Origin of the sequence: Proteiniphilum sp., from assembly GCF_034331125.1 — a bacterium.
GTDB lineage: Bacteria > Bacteroidota > Bacteroidia > Bacteroidales > Dysgonomonadaceae > Proteiniphilum > Proteiniphilum saccharofermentans.
The window spans coordinates 48,634-72,039 of sequence record NZ_JAXQGC010000019.1 but is presented as its reverse complement, the minus strand read 5'-3'; the positions used below and the strand labels follow the sequence as shown (position 1 = coordinate 72,039).

Sequence of the window (23,406 nt, the reverse complement as noted above, 5' to 3'; positions counted from 1 at the left end):
ATATCGATCCCATCATCCTGTCTATTTTGTAAACTACAATATTCTCAATGTTCAAAGATACAAAAGTAACAAATTCGTTTAAAGCTTGTTTATTCTTTAACAATAATTCTCATTCCGCCGGTATGTGAGGTGAACTCAGGGGCATACATACTCTGAATGGTGGTGATACCGTTGGAATAGCTGCCCGGCCGGCTTACATACACCCCATACTCAAACAGGTAGGTCCCCCGAGGCAGGTTATCGAAATAGAAGCCGGTAGAGGCGTCTTTTGATGTCTGATAATAGGGAATCCCGTTCTGCCACCCCATAGCTGAAACCTGATTAACCGGCTCAAAAGCAGCTGCACGCATATCTTTCAAATGGACAAACTCCAAATCCCGGTCACTTCGTACTGCCAGTCGCACTATTACTTTATCTCCAACCTTCAAAGGAGTTTCCTCCGTAATACGTACCAATTGCAATCCGGATGCGGTAGTCTGCTCCACAAAAAGCTGCTTTTCTATGTCAAGCGAAGCATCGGTTTTTTCGATCTTGTCCATATCTTCGAAATATTGCCAGTAAAGTGCACCCCATGCAGGAGTATTTCCCTGATGCGCCACTGTTACCTTACCCATTTCAGGTTTTATTTCCGTACGGCTCCACGACTCTTTGAAATAGCCGCTTCCCAATTCCTTGTTCTCCGGTTCCACGCGCAGTTTACCCAATGTAACGGTTGTTTCTCCTTCTGTCGTAAACCAGTCGCTTCCGGTACTCAGTAACGCATATACGGCATCTGCAGTAGCATGGGTGGTTTCCCACAACTGTGTCTGTTTCTGTTTCAGCAACCAACGTTTCATTTCATCCATTTCAACGGCTTTAACTCCTCCGATACGGAAAGCGTCCATGATAAAGGTATGCACCGAAACAGCCGATTGCGACATAAATACCCGCGCACGGTTATTCGCCCAATACATACCCATTTCACCAGATCGGGTGGCGTGCTCACGGAAAGAATTCAAAATACTTTCCACAACACCGTTTTTCCCTTGCCGACTCATCAGCATGGCAATCAATGAGCGCTCATATAGTCCGTACTGCGTCCAGTTTTTTTCTATGACCGAGTAATAAAAATCGGTCATCTCTTTGCCTTCTTTGTCCTGCACCCAATCGGTATAACCGGAACGCACATAAAGATACTCGAGATCAGTAGTAGAAATGATTTTGATATTCTTCCACTCTTTGTTATATTTTTTCAATGCCTCGAAACGGCGTTGGGCTTCTGTATCGATATAGAAAACTGCTTTTTCCTGCATTGAAAGGACATCTTGCGAGAACCCCGCAGTATCCAGTTCTTTTAACTGGTGAAATCCATAAAGGATATATTGCGTAATGCTCACACTCGGATTAAAACCTTTAAACCAGCTCCATCCCCCTTGATTGGTTTGCAACTTCTGCAATTTGTCTATAGCTGTAGTTGTGAGGTTACGGCTACGGTTTAAATCGAACAGTAATGACAATCGCTCTTTCTGTTCCGATTCGTTTTGAGCTTCCATTACCCAAGGAGTCTCTTCTAGCAGCACATTTTTTAATTCCTGATTCTTTTCAAGATTAGAGAGGAAAGTCTCTTTGCTACCTCCCTGCTTTTTCCACGCTTCCACCATTGCTTTCACTTTGGGAAATGATTTTCCGATATGCGCTCCCAAAGAATTGGCGTAATAAGAGGCAAACCATGAAACTGCATTATCGCTTTCCGGTTCACCCAACACCGGTAAGGCCTGTACAGCATACCATGCAGGGTTAGAAGTAAACTCAAGCGTCAACCGGTAGTCCTGTATGGTTTGGGACGATTTGTTGATCAGCCTGTCCATGGTGAACTCTTCCGTCTGCTTCCCGCTCAGGTCCATCCGCATACTTTCGGTCACCAGCATCCGGTTGGGAAGCACGGCGAGCGCATGTTGTTCGCCATCGCTGAACTGTTCGCTTCGGGCTACGATACGCACACCGAGAATATCGATATCGACCGGCACATCGAACGTCCACCATGCATCGGAAGAGGCGCCTTGCTCTAAGGAAAATGCCTGTTCCCGGTTCTCAAACGATATATCATTGATGACCTCTTCCGTGACAGGATCAAAGAATTCGAGCTTCACACTACCGCTGATCGCATCCTCCGAAAGGTTGGATATTTTGGTAGAAACAGCCGTCCTGTCGCCATGACGAAGGAATCGCGGCAGATTAGGAGTCACCATCAGCTCTTTTTGCGACACGGTAAAAGCTTCTGCCTTTCCGGTATTCAGTTCCTTATCGTGTGCCAGCACACGGAAACGCCACCGGGTATTGCTTTCCGGAACGGTAAAGGCAATTTGAGTTTCTCCTTTACTATTGGTTTTGAGATGGGGGAAGAAGAAAGCGGTCTCGTTAAAATTGCGCCGTATCTGAAGGGCTTCATTTTCTTGCCCGGGCTCTCCGGAGGCAGCTGCGGGAGGTGCAGGCGGCGGAGGAGGTGTGGAATAACGAGCCATTATTTCTATTTCTTCTTCAGCCAACACATCCTGAACCATAAACGCTTCATCTACGGACTTTGCTTGTAGCGAATATGCCTGTGTTTGTACTGCTCCTGTTCTAGCCCCTCTCAGCATAATCCTACCGGAGTAGAACAGCGAGTAACCGAACCAGTTAAAACGGTCGAACTCAAAAGCTGTAACATTCTTCCACTGCACGGGTATATTACTATGGGCCGTAACGGTATGGAACGATTGATCACTCGTGAATCCCATCCTCGAGAAATAGCGTGTATACGAGAAGGGATAGAAATTCCATGTTTGTGATGGAGAAATATTGTCGAGCGAAAAATCATACATCGACGCCAGCACCTCTGCCAATGTAGGATTATTATCCGCACCGGTTACCGTGATCCGCCATTCCTCTTCCGCGCCGGGACGGATCTTGTCACGGAACACGTCCAATTTCACCTTTAGGTCCTTCTTCTCCTTTTCGGGAAGGAGATCCACTCTGTGCGCATAGAACTTTCCGTCCTTTACATAGGTAAGCATCAGGGTGACACCTTCCTTGTATTGTTCTTTATAGGGGATCGAAAAGAGCCGGTTTTCATCATCCAATCCGATCCATTTCCGCTCCAGCAATTTATCCTCCTGCCATAATTCATACAAAACATGCACTTTGTCAGATACTCCCAGTATCACTTCCGCGTCTTTATCGCGCGAGAAATTGCTGTTCTTTTGTATAAGCCACTCGTTGGTTTTTATTGGCGGGCGCTTATCGGAATAAGAAAAGAGGATAATATCTTTTTCTGTCTCAATGGAATTTCCCCTGTCGTCTTTCGATTCCAGTTTCACACGGTATTTTCCCGATGACAAACCTGTCAGTCGTTTTTTCAATTCCGGCTGGTCACCTGTCTTGAATTCCCCTTCTGCTTCCGGTTGACGGATAGAATCGTTCTCCTGAAGGGAAAAAATCCGGTAGGTTCCACCGGCTACCACATCGTTATCGTCCAGATTTTTGGCTGAAATAATGATCTTTCCATCACTTTCCTTTGCCCACCTATCGGGTATATCCAGCGATAACATCATGGAGACATCTCCCACCGTCACTGTATAAGAAGCCGTTTGTGTTTCGCCGTTAATATCGGTCACCGTAACTGCCACTTCAAACGAATAAACCACTTTAGAAGAAGATTGGCCATCAGGTTTTTCCGGAGTAAAGGTAATCTCAAAACCACCGTCTTCCCCGGTGGTTACACTGCCTGACGTATAGTGGTCTATAGTTCTTCCATTCCATATCCTCCACCACATTTGCATTCGCGTAATATCATACTCCACATTCGCTTGTTGAAGGCTGATACCTGAAAAACTTTCCACTTTTCCTTTGAGTGTGATCTCCTCACCGAATTTATATGTTTTCTCTATTTTATCGAACCTCACCTCAAAGGTAGGGCGTTTGTATTCCTCTACCCGGAAACCTACGGTTCCCTCCCCGGATCCGATCGTAAAATGTCCCGGCAGTACACCTTGCGGTAACACAAATTCACCTGCTATAGAACCAAATTCGTTCGTCGTTATGGTCTGCTTCGATATTTCCCTGCGATTGGCATCTCTCAATACAATCTCAATAGGTTTACCGGCAATGACGGATTGCTCACCGGCACCTCCCCGAACCTGTATCGCCTTAAAGTAAACTGTCTGTCCGGGCCTGTAGAGGCTTCGGTCAGTGAAAATATTTGTCATTTCCCGCGGTTCGATCTTCCGGTCGGAGTAACTATAAAAAGCCGATGGCAATCGATTCAATGCGGAGCCTTTGTCATTCCCTGAAACAGCATGATAAAAGACATCGTTGTTGGGAATTTTTTTATTATACACAGCCAATCCCAACTCATTGGTAGTGATTGATTGATCCAACGTAAGCTGCGAATTGTTCCAGTTACCCGGCAGTTTATAAATACCGACTTTGGCATTAGGAACAGGAACACCGGTCGTTCTGTCCACCACGAAAAAATCATATTGATTATCAGAAGATCCCCGGGCGAAAACAGCCATATCAGAGACTGAAAAATAATATTCCGATCCTCGGGTATCATTGGTTTCAGGTGAAGAACTGAAAGTCAACATATAGCTACCGAAACCTCCGGGATTGACCGTAAACGTTGTTTCTCCATGCCAGTATTCAGGTGTATCCGGCAAAGATATAGGTATTTCCTTGATCAATACACGTTTTCCGGCTATCCGGCCTCGCACTTTCAATTTCTCTTCCAACATCTCTATGGGTGAGTTAACGCGATACAGCTTTGCGGTGAGTGACCGTATATTTTTGAAATTCACTTTTAACTCTTTATTACCCTCTTTAGGGAAAGTACCCGCTCCTGTGACTGTAAAAGCCGGCTGTGTAAGTTGCGATAACCTGTTTTGAAGTATCGATATCCGTTCGTATTTCGGGAAATCCGCTATTGTTTTTTTCAGTAATTCATATACCTCTCCTGTTTTCTCTCTCCGTTGAATTGTATCTTCTGCATTGGTCAGATCGACTTCGTGCAGATAAAATTGAGACAGCTTGTCGATAATTTCCACACTCATTTCGTCCCCTTCCCATTTTGCCAGTAACTTCTCCAATGCCGGGCGTGCCAGAGAAATATATGTAGAATAATAGAGACCCCTCAAATAATCCGATTTTTCCAGTTCGACCAGCAAAACCGAGCTATCCATATTTCGCTGCAACAGGGAACTCAACAACTTTCTATAATTTTCCAGTACCAATAATCCATATTCCGCCTGTTGGGGAGTGAACGACAATTTCACAAACTCATCCGCCGGAGCAAACAACGACTCCTGCGAGATATTCTTCCTTGCCAGCACACGGTTCAGGTCTTCATCCTGATTGACTTGTCCCGATAGTTCTATGGCACGCCGCGCCAAAAAATCATACATGGTAGGGTAAAACCGTCTCGAAGCCTTGCCCAATTCTACTACAGCAGCATAGGACTCCACTTTCGCCTCCACCAGTTCCTCCTCAGCAGCAACAGAAGCATCCAAATGTTCCACGGCTTTGTTGAAGAAGATATTGCGTGTCCACTCCTTCATGTCGGCCGGCACAAAATCGCCTAAATCGGTACGCTGGTCGATATTCCACCGGTCTTTTTGATAGTATTGCAGGTACAACTCTGCCAGCATGGAGTGCAATACCGATTTTTCTACTACACTGCCGCTTTTCCCCAGCATTTCATTCAGATTCCGGAAGATAAGCGTATCATTTTGTGCATCCAGCGTCAGGTCATACTTTCCCTGATGGATCAAGGCCTTGATGATTTGAGGACTGTTTTTATCCTTTACAGCCTGTTGCAAAATAGCATTTACGGTAGCCGAAGCTGACCGGGGAAGTGATTTCTTTTCAAATTCGGCTACTTTTGCCCATTCGTTTGCATAATGGTCTCTGTTCATTGGTCGGTTAGTCTGGGAAAAAACTCCTGAAGCAAGTGCCACAAGGAGCAGTGTGAGGAAAATTTTATTCATAGGGGTGTTGTTTGCGAATAATTGGATCAAGAATCAACTATCCATTTAACAATTTCAGAAACTTTTTGTTTTGATTAAAAAGGGGATAGGGCAATGAAGGGGAGTGACCGGCAAAAACCGAAAACCGGTATCTTCTTCCATAGCATGCATTGAAAGAAGATACCGGTAAAGTAAAAAATAAACTTTTTATTATTCTGTTTCCACTGTCAACGGAGCTACACAGAGTCCGGTTTTACCATCTGCCGTAAAGGCGATCCAGTAAGTATCGGGAGTTCCTTCTTCATCGTCTGCTGGTTGAGCTTGCAAAAGGCTCCAAGCAGTCACGTCGTAATCAACGGGATCTTCCCCTTCCACCGTTACTGTGAGTTTCCCTACCGGTTCGGAATTTTCCGCTTTTACAGAAGCAGTTTCTTCTCCATCACCGTTACCGCCTATTTTGTCTTCAGCGTCAGTAAATATCAGTACCAAAGACTCATTTTCCTCTTCATTCGTCCATGAATAAGTAACAGTTTTGGTTTCAGCGTCCTTAGTAAGCGTAAAAGTTCCCTCATCCGTACCTTCTATCTTCTCATAGGTATCCCATTTGATCCGTACGGTGGCATCTTCTTTTTCTTCCTCATAGGGATCCGCTTTCACGGCAACGGCTATGACAGCCTCCAGGCCGTTCTTATCGGTCACCTTTACCGTGGTATTGCCTTCTTTTAGACCCTTGATAGTTATATCACTGCCACTTACCGTTGCTTCGGCAACCGTTTCATCGGCCGGCGTCGCTTCATAAGGAGCTACCCCGCCGCTCACTTTCACGGCATCTTCCTCACCAATAATCACTTCAACGCTATTCTTATCGAAAGTCAATTTGCCATTACTTTCATCATCGTCACATGCCGCGAAAAACGCGCCTGATACCATCAGGCTCAATAGATAAATAGAAATTCTTTTCATAATAACTCTCTTTTTTAATAGTTAAAAAATAGTGTAATCTGTGTGGTTTGAGATCTCGTGTACACATAAGGAGAGACGAATACAGACATGGAAACGTTGCATGGTTACATAAATTTTAACCACAGATAACCCACTCTTAACTCCTGTTAACGGCAAAAATCAGCTCGATTTCATTCCGCAACAATCTAACTATCAAAACATAAAGCCAAAACAAATCATTTTCCCGGTTTCATCACTACTCCCGCTCTTTTTTTACCATTTATTTTGATGACCACCGGCTGGTCGAAATGTACCTGACGGATAAATTCCGTCTCATAGACGGAGGATTGCGAATTGAGAAATTCCTCATCAAAAAATCCATCATTTTCGGCAAAGGGATTCACTGTAAAATATCCCACGCCAAAGGAGGTTAGATTCTGGAAAAAATGAGTCCCCTGGCTCGGTTCTATACGGTAATTCTCCATTCCCGACTCCACAATTACCCTTGCCTGACTAATATGCGGCCATTTCACCGGGATACCCAGCCAGGGATCGGAAGAACCCCAGCGACCCGGACCAACCAGCACATAATTGGTTCCTTCAGCTGCGAACCTGCTATTCAGGGACTCAATCTCACGAGCTATCAGTGGATTCCTGGAAGCGTTAAAAGCCGCAGTTTTCACATAAACCACGTCATATACATCGTTTGATATTCCGTTTCCAAGGGCATTCTTTGAAAATAGTATAGTATTGGCTATTTCCACCTCTTCGAGGTTCTCATGCACCACCTCCTTGTTGTCTACAATGGGTCGGATCTGTAATACATAAAAAGAAGCAAACTGATTGTCCTCAATATCCACGGCAAATTCTATCTCTACGGGACGCCCCATCTCCTTCTGTCCTGCTTTCAGGAGTTTATCCAGGATCTCCGAAAGTGGAAACATTTCATGCTGTAGAATATTGGCAAAGGAGATAATCTTACGACCTCCTTCATAATATCCATCCCGTATAATCTGATCCTGAGGATCATAAGTAGAAGCCACATACCTGAGTGGCCCTTCTTTTTCTGCCTCTTTGAGTCGAAGTTTCAAAAGATTAAAACCATCATCAATCATAAAATCCTTTATCTCCGAATTCAGGTCAAGGGCATAGAAACGGGTCTGGGTATCACTCAACGCCAGATCGAGCGAGCTCAATTGCAGAATATTAGATGCATGGAGTGGGGAAAAACGGAGTCCCGTAAGCCCATCCATAATATATTTCCCCAATCCAAATGCCATACTCACAATACCATCTTCCGGTTTTTCATTGCCGATAGGATAATAGTTAAGGGAACGGGCTACCCCTGAAATGGCAGGATAGAACAGGTTTCCGTATTGCGATCCCACCACCTCCTGCAGGACAATCGCCATCTTCTCCTGATCGATCAGGTTTTGCGTTGCAGACATATAGGCCTTGCTATCCTTATAGAAAACAGAAGCATATACTGCCTTGATAGCATTGCTGAGTAGACGCACCATCTCATATTTATCATTCACATAAGGGATCATGTAAGTGGAATAAATACCGGCGAAAGGCTGATACTGTGAGTCCTCCAGCAAACTTGAAGAACGGATGGCAATAGGCGTCTCTATCGCATCAAAGAACACAAGAAAATCACTCACCAACCGCTTCGGAAGTTTGGCAGCAAGAAAATGCTTCAGGATCATCTCGTCTTCCAGATCCGCAAGAGCCATCGGATAGAGATTATTGGCCTCCATGAATTCATCGAAGATATCGGTACAAAGCACCACCGTCTTCGGAGTAGTCACAGGAAAGTTGTGATTATTATTTAACTCCAGATGGGTTTTCACCATATAACCGATAAAAGCCAGTCCTCTTCCTTTACCCCCGAGTGAACCCTCTCCGATACGTGCGAAGTTCGAATACTGGTCGAATCGGTCTTTCTCGAAAACAGCTACCACTCCGGTATTCTTCATACGCCTGTATTGCACGATAGTGGCATAAATAAGTTCTCTTGCATCATGCATATTGGCATATTCCGAAACATCTATCTTCTTGAGCATCTCCGCTACGGGAAACATGGCACGGGAATAAAAAAACCTGGAAAAATGATTTCTTGAAAGGTGGTAATATAAAGCATCATCAGGAATATTACGGATATTCATTTGCAATTCCTTCAGATTCTTGATCCGGAATATCTCTTGTTTGGTAATGGGATCGGTTATAATGAAGTCTCCAAAACCCAGATTCTCTTTGATTGCTTTACGCAGATCCTGTGGAAAAGTCTTGGAATTTTTATCAATAAATACAGCATCCACATCGGCTGCATATTTCCGGTTTTCCGACTCCGAAGAAGCATAAATAATCGGGATATAACGGTCTTTCTTCCTGATCCATTCACCGAGCCGCTTGCCGGCTAATTTATCCTTCTCCCCTTCAATATTGAAACTCATATCACTGATCACACCCAGCATATTATCACCATACTTTTTGTAATAGGTGATTGCCTCCTCATAGTTACGGGCAAGCAGTATCTTTGGACGTCCGCGCATGCGGAGCATTCTCAGGTGGTCGTTGAGGGCCTCCTTCGAGAACTCTTTCGATTCACTGAGCACAAACTTATAAAGCAATGGTAATGCCGTTGAATAGAAACGAACGGAATCTTCCACCAACATCACAGTCTGTACACCGACCGTCTTTACGTCGTGTTCCACATTCATCCGGTCTTCAATAATCTTGATGATAGCCAACAACAGATCCGTATCCCCCAACCAACTGAATACGTAATCGATACCGCTCAGATCTGACTTCCGTAACGATTGTGTGACCGCTTTGGAGAAAGGTGTGAGCAACACTACAGGAATATCCGGGTAGCGCGCTTTGATTTGCTTCGCCAGATCGAAAGTATCACTATTGTCCATGTTGGGCATGCAGATGATCAACTCATAACGATTCTGTTTCAACTCTGCCAGTGCCTCCTTACTGCTCCCAACCTGTGTAAAACGCGGTGGATAGCGGAGGTTGAGTGAGGTATACTCATTGAAAATCTGTTCATCGACACGACCGTCGTCTTCCAGGATGAACATATCATACCTGGAAGCCACCATCAATATATTGAAAATACGTTTGTTCATCAACTTCACAAACGGGGTATCCCGGAATCTGAACCGGTTTATATCATGTGCCTTAATTACTGACCCTGGCGTTTTTAGTTTCATATTCTTTTAGAATAAAGCAATAAAGTTATTATTCGATTGTTATTCAGTTGTTGCTCTGTTGTTAAACATAAGCAGAGCGAATGAATATCGGCAAAGCCGAATAACACGAAGTGCGAATATATATGAAAAATCTGAGTTCTCACTGCTCATTTCCAAATTTCCAAAAAAACGATTATCTTTGTTCTACTCAAAAATATACCGGCACCCACTCGCCGGAAAAATATTATAAGAATTCACAAAGCTAAATAAAGAATGAAGAAATCGGCACTATTGATCTCTTTCTCAATATTGATAATAGGATTGGGGGTATTATTCATAGCCCTCACATCGGGAAATAACATCGAGAAAACCGAATCGGAAAGACCATTGGTACTCTCCATGACAGCCTCGGTAGCCATTCCGGAAAGTATGGAATTTGCAGGAGAACAGATCACTTTTGACCGCTATGATAAACGGGAGCGGATGGACCGGGAACTGAATAGTTTCACCTACTTCCATTCCACCACCCTACTCCTTTTCAAAAGGGCCAACCGCTTCTTCCCGATCATTGAACCAATCCTTAAACAACAAGGGGTTCCCGACGACCTGAAATATCTGGCGGTAATAGAAAGCAGCCTCGATCCCAGGGCAGTCTCCCCCGCCCGTGCGGCAGGACTTTGGCAGTTCCTCCAAAGTACGGGCAAACAATACGGTCTTGAAACAAGGACTGATGTCGACGAACGTTATCACGTAGAAAAATCGACTGTGGCCGCCTGTCGCTATCTGAAAGAGGCCTACCGCAACCACGGTTCATGGAGTGCCGCCGCCCTGTCATATAACGGAGGACAAGCGCGTATCACTAACGGGTTAAGAGACCAGGGGGTAGACGATTCGCTCGACCTCTGGTTGGTGGAAGAGACTTCCCGCTATTACTACCGCATGCTTGCCATCAAACAGATCTTCGAAAATCCGCAGCAATACGGATTCGTTATAAGGCCGGATCATCTCTATAAACCCATGCAGTTCAAAGAGGTGAAGGTATCTTCCTCTATACCCGACCTGGCAACTTTTGCCAAACAACACAACATCACCTATGCGCAGTTGAAAGACTTCAACTCATGGCTACGAAATACCAGCCTGAGCAACCCGTCGGGCAAGACCTACACCCTGCTTATTCCTACACAGGAAGACCTGTACTACAAGAAAGGGGAAAGCCCTAAGGTTCATAATCCGGCATGGGTAGTGAAATAAAAAAGATTATGGCATCCGAAACTGAACAGATAATAGAGGTGTACGGCGCACGCGTACATAACTTAAAAAATATTGACGTAACGATCCCCCGCGACTCTCTCACGGTAATCACCGGATTGAGTGGCAGCGGGAAATCATCGCTTGCATTCGACACCATCTTTGCCGAGGGACAGCGTCGCTATATAGAGACTTTCTCGGCTTACGCCCGTGGATTTCTGGGCAAGATGGAACGTCCTGACGTGGACAAGATCACAGGCTTAAGCCCGGTCATTTCCATTGAACAGAAGACCACCAATAAAAATCCACGTTCTACCGTTGGTACCACTACTGAAGTATATGACTTTCTCCGCCTGCTTTATGCCCGTGCCGGTGAAGCATACTCCTATATCACCGGAGAGAAAATGGTGAAATATACCGACAGCCAGATACTGGAACTGATATTAGAGAAATATATCGGTAAAAAGATCTATATCCTCGCTCCGGTGGTGAGAAACAGGAAAGGACACTATAAGGAGCTGTTTGAACAGATCCGGAAAAAAGGATATCTCAATGTGAGGGTCGACGGTGAAATCAGGGAAATCATGCCCGGCATGCGTGTGGACAGATATAAAAACCACAATATCGAGATACTCATCGATAAGCTGGTTGTATCCAATAAGTTTGCAGATAAATTGCAAAGCAGCGTACGTACCGCCATGAAGCAGGGTTCCGGCCTGATCCTTATACAGGATGTAGAAGCCGGGGAAGTGCGCCATTACAGCCGCAGCCTTATGTGCCCGACCACCGGTCTTTCGTATAATGAACCTGCACCCCATAATTTTTCTTTCAACTCACCACAGGGAGCCTGTCCCCGCTGCAAGGGTATCGGTTCGGTCGATCAGATCGATGTCGAAAAGGTCATTCCCGATCCCAATCTCAGCATTGCAGGAGGAGGTATTGCACCACTCGGGAAGGAACGAAGCAACCTGCTCTTCTGGCAAATCGCAGCCATCTGCGAGAAATATGGGGTGACACTGAAAACACCGATCAAAGATATCCCCCAGGAAGCTATCGATGAGATCATGTATGGTACCGATGAGCGACTCAAAATAAAAAACGAGTCGCTGGGAAACTCCAATTATATGGTCTCCTACGAAGGGGTCACCAAATATATTGAGATGCAGCAGGAAGATGAAGCTTCGGCCACCGCCCAAAAATGGGCAGGCCAGTTCATCACCACCTCGGTCTGCCCCGAATGTCACGGGCAACGGCTCAACAAGGAAGCACTCCATTTCAAGATCAACGGAAAAAATATTGCCGAGTTGGCAGAAATGGATATCCAATCGCTGTATCAATGGATTATTTCTTCAGAAACAGATATAACGGAGAAGCAACGCCTTATCGCCGGAGAGATCAAGAAAGAGATCCTTTCACGTCTCCAGTTCCTGCTGGATGTGGGACTGGGATACCTGTCTCTCTCCCGTTCATCGGCATCCCTATCCGGTGGTGAGAGCCAGCGTATCCGTCTGGCTACCCAGATCGGATCGCAACTGGTAAATGTGCTTTATATACTCGACGAGCCCAGTATCGGGCTCCACCAACGCGATAACCACCGCCTGATCGACTCGCTGAAGAAACTGCGGGATTCGGGTAACTCGGTGGTAGTGGTGGAACACGACAAAGATATGATGCTGGCATCCGATTATATAGTCGATATGGGGCCTTTTGCCGGTCAAAAGGGGGGTGATGTGGTATTCGAAGGCCTTCCTTCAGAAATGCTGAAAAGAAACACACTTACCTCCAACTACCTGAATGGCAAGTTAGAAATCGCCATTCCCGAAAAAAGAAGGGAAGGAAGTGGCAAGAAACTCATTATCGAAGGAGCATCGGGTAACAACCTGAAAAATGTGACGGCAATGTTCCCCCTCGGTACTCTTATCTGCGTAACCGGCGTTTCCGGCAGCGGGAAATCGACATTGATCAACGAGACACTGCAACCCATTCTCAGCCAGAAATTTTATCGCTCGTTAAAAGATCCCCTGCCCTATAAATCTGTGAAAGGGATCGAACATCTCGACAAAATAGTAAGTGTAGACCAGTCCCCCATAGGCCGTACGCCCCGCTCCAACCCGGCAACCTACACCGGAGTCTTTTCCGATATCCGCCTGCTGTTTGCCGGAATGCCCGAAGCCAAGATCAGAGGTTACAAACCGGGACGGTTTTCCTTTAATGTGAAAGGAGGTCGTTGTGAAAAATGCGGCGGGAACGGATATAAAACCATTGAAATGAATTTCCTGCCCGATGTAATGGTCCCCTGCGAAGAGTGTCATGGTAAACGGTATAACCGTGAAACACTGGAAGTACGGTTTAAAGGAAAATCGATAGCCGATGTACTGGACATGACCATCAACGAGGCAGTGGATTTTTTCGAAAATGTGCCGACCATATTACATAAAATAAAAGTTTTGCAAGAAGTCGGATTAGGATATATCAAACTGGGACAATCCTCCACCACCTTGTCGGGGGGAGAAAGCCAGCGGGTGAAATTGGCTACCGAGCTGGCCCGTATCGATACTGGGAATACCCTTTATGTGTTGGACGAACCCACTACAGGGTTACACTTTGAAGATATTCGCGTACTTCTGGGAGTATTGAACAAATTGGTAGATAAGGGCAATACCGTGATTGTCATCGAACATAATCTCGATATTATCAAATGTGCCGATTATATCATCGATCTGGGGCCGGAAGGAGGAGAAAGAGGAGGTCAGATCCTCGCTAAAGGAACTCCCGAAGAGATTGTCAATAACGGAAAAAGTTATACTGCGGTTTATCTCAAAGAGGAGTTATAATAACTTGCATTTAAAGTTAAAAATGTCATAGCCATGAACATTTAAACCAACTTTTTGTTTAGAGATTACAGAAAAAGGACAATTAAGAATGTTTTCGTTAAGCTAAATGAGAAAGTCAAACTTGTTTGAATGTTTTCGATTAGCATACTTGAACTTTCCCATAGCGAAAATTGAAAATCGAGGAGCAAAGGCGACTCAAAATGACTAATGAAATTGAACAATTTTAAATAAGCAATAATATAATGGCAAGTATTACATTTAAAGGCAATCCCGTTCACACAACCGGAGAGCTGCCCCAAAAAGGTGTGGCTGCACCCGATTTTACGTTGGTAAAGGGAGATCTTTCCGAAGCTAAATTATCGGACTTCAGAGGAAAAAATGTTGTTCTCAATATTTTCCCGAGTATCGATACCGGAGTATGTGCCGCCTCTGTGCGTCGCTTCAACCAGGAAGCCGCTTCATTAAAAGATACGGTAGTGCTTTGTATTTCTGCCGACCTGCCCTTTGCTGCCGGGAGATTCTGTGCGGCTGAAGGCATTGAAAATGTTGTTACACTTTCTTGTTTCCGCGACAAATCATTCGCCGAAAATTACGGACTGCTAATGAGCGACGGCCCATTAAAAGGACTTTTGGCCCGCGCTGTGGTAATAGTGGATCGTGATGGGAAAGTAGTATATACCGAACTGGTTCCCGAGATTGCACAGGAGCCGGATTATCATTCTGCAATCAACTCGATAGTGTAGTTTGTTTCATGAAGATTGTGTTAACAAGGAAGGTCTGCGAAGTGATTCGCGGACCTTCCGCTTTTAAGCAGGTAAGATTATTCCATACATCGCAGGAAGAACAATTATCGGCATCATTCTTAGCAGAAGACAAAGGCTCCAAACAGACGGCCTACATTCAACTGGCCGGGACTGTTATTCTCCTTATCGGAGGTATTTATCTGGTAGGTAAGAAAAAATAGGAAAAATGCTGAATAGTATAAATACTTGGCTATACCGCACGTTGTGGTGCGTTTTTCTTTATTCTTATCAATATTTCTTTTTTACTTTCGCGCTCTTCCTCAATATCATAATCATCCTGTAATCCAAGCCAGAATTTAGCTGTTGTCCCAAAATAGGATGCTAATCTGAGTGCTGTATCAGCAGTGATTCTTCTTTTCCCTTTTATAATTTGAGAAATTCGTGTCTGCGGAATATCTGTGTCTTTAGATAATCTGTATGCTGTTATCCCAAGAGGGTTTAAGAACTCCTCTATTAAAATCTCTCCAGGATGTATGTTTGCTAATCTATCCATTTTTAATCCTCCAGGCTTTAATGATAATCCATTATCTCAACATCGTGTGCATTATTATCAATCCACTGAAAAACAATTCTCCATTGGTCATTAATCCTGATGCTATAGAAGTCAGAACCCTGTAATTTTTCAAGTCGGTTGGATGGAGGGATTCTCAAATCGGATAAATTTTGCGAGTTATTAAGCATTCTTAATTTTCTTCGACCGATTTGTTGAATTTCAACAGGCATCTTTTTGACACGCCCTCCATCCCATATTTTTTCAGTATCCTTTGAACCAAATGAAATAATCATACTATCATTTCACATTACTAATGTCAAAGATAAGTAATTTATTTCAGATTAGCAAGTAATTATAGAAAAGATTAACCGTATTATGTTTTCACCACTCGTTATTATATGCCCTTACTAACCGATCCGTCCTTTTCCATTGTTTTTCTGATGTTTCATAGAAAGTGCTGCATCCAAAAAGTTAAACAACACTAATACTCTTCAGGAAGAGGTTTTCCTGAAGAGATATCAGTGAGAGATCTAAAAGGTTTTGAACCCGACTATCCGGTAAATAAAACCATCAAGGCTATAAGGGAAGGACGGGATGAATATTTAGAAAAAGCGCTGGAAGTTGCAAGACTGTAAAAATAGAAATACAGCTTTTATACTGTTTCCATATATCCACCAGTTATGTGACATTTTTTTGTATTTTTGTAGTAGAGCTTTCATTTAGCGTTTGCTAAGGGAATTGAAATAATTGTAGAAATTCATGTATTAATCCTATATGGCCAAAAGAAAGAGAAAAAGGCAAAGCCCAAGACAGAAACCAAAACAAGGTCAAAAGAAGAAAATCGTTTCCTTTTTGAAGAATGAACGGGTGCATTTCATTTGGGGGGTGATTGTCGCCTTCATCGGCATCTTTATGCTGCTCGCCATTATATCATTCTTCTTTACCGGCGCAGCCGACCAAAGTAAAGTAATAAACAAAACATACATGGAGGTCGTCCGTTCAGGTACATCCGATATAGATAACTGGACAGGCGCGGGAGGTGCCTATATGGCTGAAAGGTTGGTAAATGACTGGTTCGGTCTCTTCTCCGCACTTATCCCCATCTTCCTAATTTATATCGGGCTGAAAATAATGAACGCTACGAGTCTCTCATTCCTGAAAGCCCTTTTTATCACCGCATTTGGCCTTATCGGCGGTTCAGTGTCCAGCGCATTTATCCTTGACAGGCTTTTCCCAAATACGCATGTGAAATGGGGTGGCGCCCACGGTATCCAGATTGAACGGATATTGGAGAACAGCATAGGATGGCCCGGAATTATATTACTCATCCTGTTGTTCATCACAATAATAGTCGTAACATTACGAAAGAGTTCGATGTACAAGATACAGGAAACACTGATCAATGGCACATCCTCTTTTGCACCACAAAATGAGACATCTCCTGCACCAGAGGAAGACGACTGGTATGAGCCTGAAAAAGAAAAAAAACCGGGATTGCTTAAACGCTTCTTCACATGGATGAAAAAAATAAAACCGCTCAGGGAAGAGCAGCATGAGCAGGAAATAGCTGAGGATGAAGAGACAGACCAAATAGTGCAACGTAAAACCCCGACTGCCAATACTACACACAACTTTACGGAGTCCACGACCATATCTCCAAAGCCACCGGTAACAAAGAGACCATTTCCGGTTGAGAATGATTTCGAAGTGATCGTTCCTGAGGATGATGAAACAGCTATCCACATACCCCATGCGGAAGAGAATAAACCAAAGGAGGAGACAAAGAGCCCGGAAGGAATGACACAGGAACTAGAAGAAGATTACGACCCACGGAAAGACCTCTCTTCATTCAGATTCCCCACCATGAACCTGTTGAAGATATATAATACAGGCGACAGAGCTGTGGATATGGACGAGCAGAATGAAAACAAGGAGAAGATCATTCATACGTTGCGCAACTATGGTATCGAGATCACCTCTATCAAAGCGACCGTAGGTCCCACTATTACGCTTTACGAGATCGTACCTCAAGCGGGCGTGCGTATTTCAAAGATCAGGAATCTTGAAGATGATATCGCGCTCAGCCTCTCCGCACTGGGTATCCGTATCATTGCACCCATGCCCGGAAAGGGAACCATCGGTATTGAAGTTCCCAATAAAGATCCGCAGATCGTTTCGATGCAATCGGTGATCAGTTCTAAAAGATTTCAGGAATGTGACTACGAACTACCTGTAGCATTGGGAAAGACTATTACCAACGAAGTCTTTATCTTCGACCTTACCAAAATGCCCCACCTGTTAGTGGCAGGGGCCACCGGGCAAGGGAAATCGGTCGGCTTGAACGCCATCATTACCTCTTTGTTGTATAAAAAGCATCCGTCGGAAATGAAGATGGTACTGATCGACCCCAAGATGGTGGAGTTCAATATCTATTCCGCTGTCGAAAAGCACTATCTGGCGAAACTGCCGGATGAAGAGAAAGCCATTATCACTGATGTGACCAAAGTGACCCAGACACTGAATTCACTCACCAAAGAGATGGACGACCGTTATGAGTTGCTGATGAAGGCGCATGTCCGTACCGTCAAGGAATATAACGAAAAGTTTGTCAAACGCCGTCTGAACCCCGAAAAGGGACACAGGTACATGCCCTATATTGTGGTAGTGATTGATGAGTTTGGTGACCTGATCATGACGGCCGGAAAAGAGATCGAGATGCCTATCGCCCGTATTGCACAGAAAGCGCGTGCCGTGGGGATGCATATGGTGATCGCCACACAGCGTCCCACTACCAACATCATCACCGGCACCATCAAAGCGAACTTTCCTGCCAGGATGGCCTTCCGGGTTACTTCCCAGATCGACTCCCGCACCATCCTCGACATGAGCGGGGCCAACCAGCTCATCGGACGGGGGGATATGCTCTTTTCACAAGGAAGCTCGCTTATCCGTATCCAGTGTGCATTTGTGGATACTCCCGAAGTGGAAGAGATCTCCCAATACATCGGAAAACAGCGGGGATATGATGCAGCTTTCGCACTTCCGGAGGTGATTTCCGATATGGAAGCCGGAGCCGGTGCTACCGACCTGGGTGACAGGGATCCTCTTTTTGATGAGGCCGCCCGCCTTATTGTGGTGCATCAGCAGGGATCTACCTCGCTTATACAGCGTAAGTTCTCTATCGGCTATAACCGTGCCGGAAGACTGATGGATCAACTCGAAGCCGCAGGAATAGTAGGTGCCGTACAGGGCAGCAAGCCCCGCGAAGTATTCATTGCCGATGAATATTCACTGGAAAAGTTGTTGGATTCATTGAGATAAGCGACCGGTATAGTTTTTCGGATGTAGACTCTCAGGATGTGAATTCCCAAAATAAACTAACTCCCGTTTTTGCAGTCCAATCCATCAAACAAACAAAACCAAAACAGCTAAAATGAAGACGATCTCATCCATATTATTAATTTTTCTCCTGTCAGGATATACATTCGCCCAGAATTCAAACGATGCCAAGGCGCTTTTGGACAAAGCATATGCCACTTACGAGACTTCCGGCGGCATCAGATTATCATTCAAATCGACACTGACCGATAAGGATGGAACAGTCTATATACCCCAGTCAGGCGAAGCCTATATAAAAGGCGATAAATTCAAACTCGAGATGGAAGCGATGGATATCTGGTTCGACGGAAAAACCCAATGGGTATTGATGAAAGATGTGAACGAAGTAAATATCAGTGCTCCTACAGCCAGTGAAATAGCTTCTATCAGCCCATTGGCGCTTCTGGGGATATACAAGAACGGATTTACGTTGAAAACACCTGCTTCCAAAACAATCAACGGAAGGAGCACACACCTGATCGATATGGTTCCCGCCAGTCAGAATAAAGATTTCAAATCCATCACTGCAGCCATTGATAAGGAAAGCGGCAATATCATACAGGTAATCCTTACGATGGCCGATGGAATGAAAAATAAAATCGATATTTCCGGCTACAACACGAACCATCAATTTAGTGATACCCTATTCAGGTTCGACAAAAACGATTATCCCGGCGTTGAAATAGTAGATCTCAGGTAAGTCCATATTTTCCGTTTACCGCAAATAGATTATGATAATAACCGATGCGGTATATGGAAGAAAAGTTGTAACTTTGAACTAATTAATAATCCATACGCCTTCCCCCAGTATAACAACAGTGAGGAAGGATTTTAAATTCAAGAACAGATATGAGAAATAAGACACGTTGCCTGATCATCGGATCAGGACCGGCCGGCTATACAGCTGCCATTTACGCTTCACGCGCCAATCTCGAACCTATTCTCTACGAGGGCCTGGAGCCGGGAGGACAGCTAACGACTACCACCGAAGTGGAGAATTTCCCCGGTTATCCCGACGGGATCACAGGGCCGGAGATGATGGAAGATCTTAAAAAACAGGCGCAGAGATTCGGTACGGATGTCCGTTCCGGAAGGGCTACTGCTGTCGACTTTTCGGTACGTCCGCTTAAAGTGACGATCGATAATGAACATGTGATCGAAGCTGACACGGTCATTATCTCTACCGGAGCATCGGCCAAATACCTAGGCCTTCCTGATGAAACCAAGTATGCCGGACAAGGTGTGTCGGCATGCGCTACCTGTGACGGTTTCTTTTACCGTAAAAAAGTAGTAGCCGTAGTGGGTGGCGGCGATACAGCCTGTGAAGAGGCCACATATCTGTCGGGGCTGGCGTCAAAAGTCTATATGATTGTCCGCAAGGATCACCTGCGTGCTTCGAAGATCATGCAGGAGCGGGTAATGAACAATCCCAAAATCGAAATACTTTTCGAACATAACGCGGTAGGCCTCTATGGTGAAAACGGAGTGGAAGGCGTCCATTTAGTAAAACGTTTGGGCGAACAGGATGAGGAACGGTACGACCTCCCCATCGACGGATTCTTCCTCGCTATCGGACATACCCCCAATACTAGTATATTCAAAGATTTCATCAAGATGGACAAGGTAGGTTATATCATTACTGAACACCCTACTGCAAAAACCAATGTCGGAGGTGTTTTCGCCTGTGGCGACGCAGCCGATCCCATTTACCGTCAGGCTGTCACGGCAGCCGGAACCGGATGCAGGGCTGCTATAGATGCGGAACGTTATCTTGCAGAAAAAGGGTTGTAAGAAACAATTTACACTGCTTATCCTATTCAATAACCGGGAAGGAGAAGAACCGAAGGGTTTTTCTCCTTCTTTGTTTTGAGACTACTCATAGAAGAGTTGAAAGATATCCGTGATAAGGCCCGTTTTAACATTTCATTTTTTTTCATCACGAATATTAATCGTATTTTTGCCTTTCATATAAAACACGACACATGAAAAAAATTCTGTTACTTGCGGGCATACTCCTATGGGGAATACCTCTCTTCGCACAATTAGACGGGACCTATAAAATCGGGGCAGACTCCATTGCTTTCTCGGGTGAAAAAGTGACCTTCCGCATAAGCGGTTTCGGAGGACTCTCTTCAGCACACGTGGGAGAAGGGAAGTATGAGTTATCGGGGGATTATCTTTTTATCCACACAACGGATTACAGCGGTGATAAGACTAATTTCGAGTTGTTGGACGGTTCGAAAAAAGACACTTGTGTCGTGCATACAGTCAGTTCACAGAACTATGCCGTTCAGGGCATCCTTGTGGAATCACGAACTAAGTCGGGTAAACTGATCAGCGGCAAGGTAACAGGTAACGACGGAAAAGTATTCTTTACCCCTTGCAATAAAATCGCCTCCATATCAGCCACTTCACTGGGATATAACTCCATCTCCCTTGATTACACACCGGGAAAAGATTACCAGATAAGACTTGCAGAGAACGATATAATAGAAAACAGGACGGTTGTTTTCAAGATCAATTTCATTGACGAGGAAACCCTTTCCCTGCTGATGCTGACAGAGGATTTTAAGACCGGCAAAAACAGGGACAAGGAACTACAGAAATTAGAAAAAAGGGCACGAAAAACCAATAAACTGGATAAACGGTTAAAAAAGGTCTATATACCCTATAACAGGAGAAACTAATTCCTTGTACAAAACGTTTGCCGGTTATGCCAGCAAACGTTTTACTGTTTCGGAGATATCTTTTCCTTCGGCCTTGCCTGCAAGTTGTTTGGACGCAATCCCCATCACTTTTCCCATCTCTTTCAGGGAAGATGCCCCTATCTCCTCAATAATACGCTTCACAGCGGCTTCCAGTTCTATAGGCGAAAGTTGTGCCGGAAGGAATTCCCGGATCACCTCCATTTGTGCGATCTCCGGTCCGGCCAGATCTTCCCGCTTTTGCGCGGTATAGATTTCCGCACTGTCCCTGCGCTGTTTCACCATCTTCTGCAAAAGGGCAGTCGTCACTGCTTCCGTAAGTTCATCACCTGCACCTTTCGCTGTTTTGGCTTCCAACAGTTCCTTTTTGATCGCCCTCAATGCCTCCAGCCGCACCTTGTCCTTGGCCAGCATGGCTTTCTTTATCTCATCGGTAATGGTATCTATTAGTGACATATTTTTGATTTGTTGATGTGATAATGTGATGATTTGTTGATTTCAAAATCTCATGATACAGATTAATCGAACAGAGAGGATGATTGTTGTTGCTGCACATCAGATGAGAAAATACGGGGATTAAAGGTGGACTCCCGTTTAAACACAGGTGTCTTTTCCAATGCCTCCAATACTTTATCGTCATCCAGTTCGTCGATAGTTAATACGAAAGGCTCTAATCGGTAGTTGACACTGGTCAGTGTCTTCAGCCCGGTCTTGCCGTAATATTTCTCGATCAGTTCCTTGTCTTTTTTCTCCTGTGCCAGTTTCGCATCTTTTTCGATTTGTTGCTGGATCTGCTCGGCTCGGCTCTTTTCCTGTTCATGCTCTTCGATACCCGGCACGCTGGTAATCGAAAAACCGGTAGCGAGCAATGTCACCTTCACCTCTTCGTCGAGCGACTCTTCCACGGCAGCTCCCCAGATAACCTCTATCTCTCTGCTGAATTTCGACATAAAGTCGTGGAGCGCATTCATCTCTTCCATCATCAGCGGATGTGCTTCGCCAAAAGAGAGATTGATAAGTATCTTCTTGGCACTGAAGACATCGTTATTATTGAGTAACGGTGAGTGCAGCGCATTCTTTATTGCATCGTTGATCCTGTCCTCTCCTTTACCCAGACCACTACTCATAATAGCCACACCACCGTCTTTCAGGGTGGTGTTCACATCGGCAAAGTCGAGGTTCACATGTCCGTGCACGGTAATGATCTCGGCGATGCTCCTGGCGGCTGTAGCCAAAGTATCATCCGCTTTGGCAAAAGCATTCAACATAGTCAGGTCGCTGTAGATATCACGCAGGCGTTCGTTATTGATCACCAGCAGCGCATCTACGTTTTTCGCCATCTCTTCCACCCCTTTCAATGCCTGCACGATTTTCCTTGGGCCTTCAAACATAAAGGGAATGGTTACAATACCAACCGTGAGCACTCCCATATCTTTTGCCACACGAGCCACCACGGGAGCAGCTCCTGTTCCTGTTCCACCACCCATCCCGGCAGTGATAAAAACCATCCGCGTGCCGTCGTTCAGGAGATCTTCAATCAGATCGACACTCTCTTCAGCTGCACGCTGTGCAATCTCGGGTTTATTGCCGGCTCCAAGTCCTCCGGTGGTGTGTCCGCCCAGTTGTACCTTTACAGGTACCGGCGATTCCATCAGTGCCTGGTTATCAGTATTACATAAAGCAAAAGAGACATCATGCATTCCCTCTTGAAACATATGATTCACGGCGTTACCACCACCGCCACCCACACCGATCACCTTGATAATAGCGTCAGTGCGGCTCTCTATCTGAAAATCCAATAATTCGTCGTCCATCTGCTGCAAAT

Annotated in this window: 15 protein-coding genes; 8 read left to right on the top strand and 7 right to left on the bottom strand. The window is 44.9% G+C overall.

Annotated elements, in window-relative coordinates; genetic code table 11:
* Window positions 1-89: 89 nt before the first annotated feature.
* From U2P89_RS04810 to U2P89_RS04800, 3 genes are all read right to left on the bottom strand, one after another.
* Entirely contained in the window at window positions 90-5,999 is a 5,910-nt protein-coding gene (locus U2P89_RS04810) for an alpha-2-macroglobulin family protein (protein ID WP_322190765.1), read from the bottom strand.
* Window positions 6,000-6,188: 189 nt separating this feature from the next.
* Complete coding sequence (locus U2P89_RS04805; RefSeq protein WP_322190764.1) at window positions 6,189-6,941, bottom strand: hypothetical protein; 753 nt, start codon at window positions 6,939-6,941, stop codon at window positions 6,189-6,191.
* 215 nt (window positions 6,942-7,156) lie between these two features.
* Entirely contained in the window at window positions 7,157-10,141 is a 2,985-nt protein-coding gene (locus U2P89_RS04800) for a PEP/pyruvate-binding domain-containing protein (protein WP_322190763.1), read from the bottom strand.
* 252 nt (window positions 10,142-10,393) lie between these two features.
* Here U2P89_RS04800 and U2P89_RS04795 point away from each other — a divergent pair, with 252 nt between their 5' ends.
* The 4 genes from U2P89_RS04795 (at window position 10,394) to U2P89_RS04780 (ending at window position 15,166) form a co-directional block, all read left to right on the top strand.
* Window positions 10,394-11,371, top strand: coding sequence for a lytic transglycosylase domain-containing protein (locus U2P89_RS04795; protein ID WP_076928662.1), 978 nt, complete (start codon window positions 10,394-10,396; stop codon window positions 11,369-11,371).
* Between the two features lie 8 nt (window positions 11,372-11,379).
* Complete coding sequence (uvrA, locus tag U2P89_RS04790; protein ID WP_076932001.1) at window positions 11,380-14,202, top strand: excinuclease ABC subunit UvrA; 2,823 nt, start codon at window positions 11,380-11,382, stop codon at window positions 14,200-14,202.
* 242 nt (window positions 14,203-14,444) lie between these two features.
* A complete protein-coding gene (gene tpx, locus U2P89_RS04785; protein ID WP_076928661.1) occupies window positions 14,445-14,945 on the top strand; it encodes a thiol peroxidase in 501 nt (166 codons plus the stop codon).
* An 8-nt stretch (window positions 14,946-14,953) separates the two neighbouring features.
* Window positions 14,954-15,166, top strand: a complete 213-nt coding sequence (locus U2P89_RS04780) for a hypothetical protein (RefSeq protein ID WP_076928660.1) — start codon at window positions 14,954-14,956, stop codon at window positions 15,164-15,166.
* Between the two features lie 29 nt (window positions 15,167-15,195).
* Here U2P89_RS04780 and U2P89_RS04775 read toward each other — a convergent pair whose 3' ends face one another.
* Window positions 15,196-15,498 (bottom strand): HigA family addiction module antitoxin, encoded by a 303-nt coding sequence (locus U2P89_RS04775; RefSeq protein WP_076928659.1) that lies wholly within the window; start codon window positions 15,496-15,498, stop codon window positions 15,196-15,198.
* A 17-nt stretch (window positions 15,499-15,515) separates the two neighbouring features.
* Entirely contained in the window at window positions 15,516-15,791 is a 276-nt protein-coding gene (locus tag U2P89_RS04770; RefSeq protein ID WP_076928658.1) for a type II toxin-antitoxin system RelE/ParE family toxin, read from the bottom strand.
* A 481-nt stretch (window positions 15,792-16,272) separates the two neighbouring features.
* Between U2P89_RS04770 and U2P89_RS04765 the strand changes: the two genes are divergently transcribed.
* The 4 genes from U2P89_RS04765 (at window position 16,273) to U2P89_RS04750 (ending at window position 21,563) form a co-directional block, all read left to right on the top strand.
* On the top strand, window positions 16,273-18,819 hold the full coding sequence (locus tag U2P89_RS04765; RefSeq protein WP_076928654.1) for an FtsK/SpoIIIE family DNA translocase: 2,547 nt from the start codon (window positions 16,273-16,275) through the stop codon (window positions 18,817-18,819).
* Between the two features lie 112 nt (window positions 18,820-18,931).
* Entirely contained in the window at window positions 18,932-19,576 is a 645-nt protein-coding gene (locus U2P89_RS04760) for a LolA family protein (RefSeq protein ID WP_091907466.1), read from the top strand.
* A gap of 149 nt (window positions 19,577-19,725) precedes the next feature.
* Window positions 19,726-20,667 (top strand): thioredoxin-disulfide reductase, encoded by a 942-nt coding sequence (trxB, locus tag U2P89_RS04755; RefSeq protein ID WP_091907464.1) that lies wholly within the window; start codon window positions 19,726-19,728, stop codon window positions 20,665-20,667.
* Window positions 20,668-20,858: 191 nt separating this feature from the next.
* Window positions 20,859-21,563: a hypothetical protein gene (locus tag U2P89_RS04750; protein ID WP_076928651.1), complete on the top strand. Its 705-nt coding sequence runs from the start codon at window positions 20,859-20,861 to the stop codon at window positions 21,561-21,563.
* Window positions 21,564-21,587: 24 nt separating this feature from the next.
* Here U2P89_RS04750 and U2P89_RS04745 read toward each other — a convergent pair whose 3' ends face one another.
* Together U2P89_RS04745 and ftsZ are read right to left on the bottom strand one after the other, a co-directional pair.
* The gene (locus U2P89_RS04745) at window positions 21,588-22,037 is read right to left on the bottom strand and encodes a GatB/YqeY domain-containing protein (RefSeq protein WP_091907459.1); all 450 of its coding nucleotides are present in this window, start codon (window positions 22,035-22,037) and stop codon (window positions 21,588-21,590) included.
* 62 nt (window positions 22,038-22,099) lie between these two features.
* A complete protein-coding gene (gene ftsZ / locus U2P89_RS04740) occupies window positions 22,100-23,395 on the bottom strand; it encodes a cell division protein FtsZ (protein WP_322190762.1) in 1,296 nt (431 codons plus the stop codon).
* Window positions 23,396-23,406 lie beyond the last annotated feature (11 nt).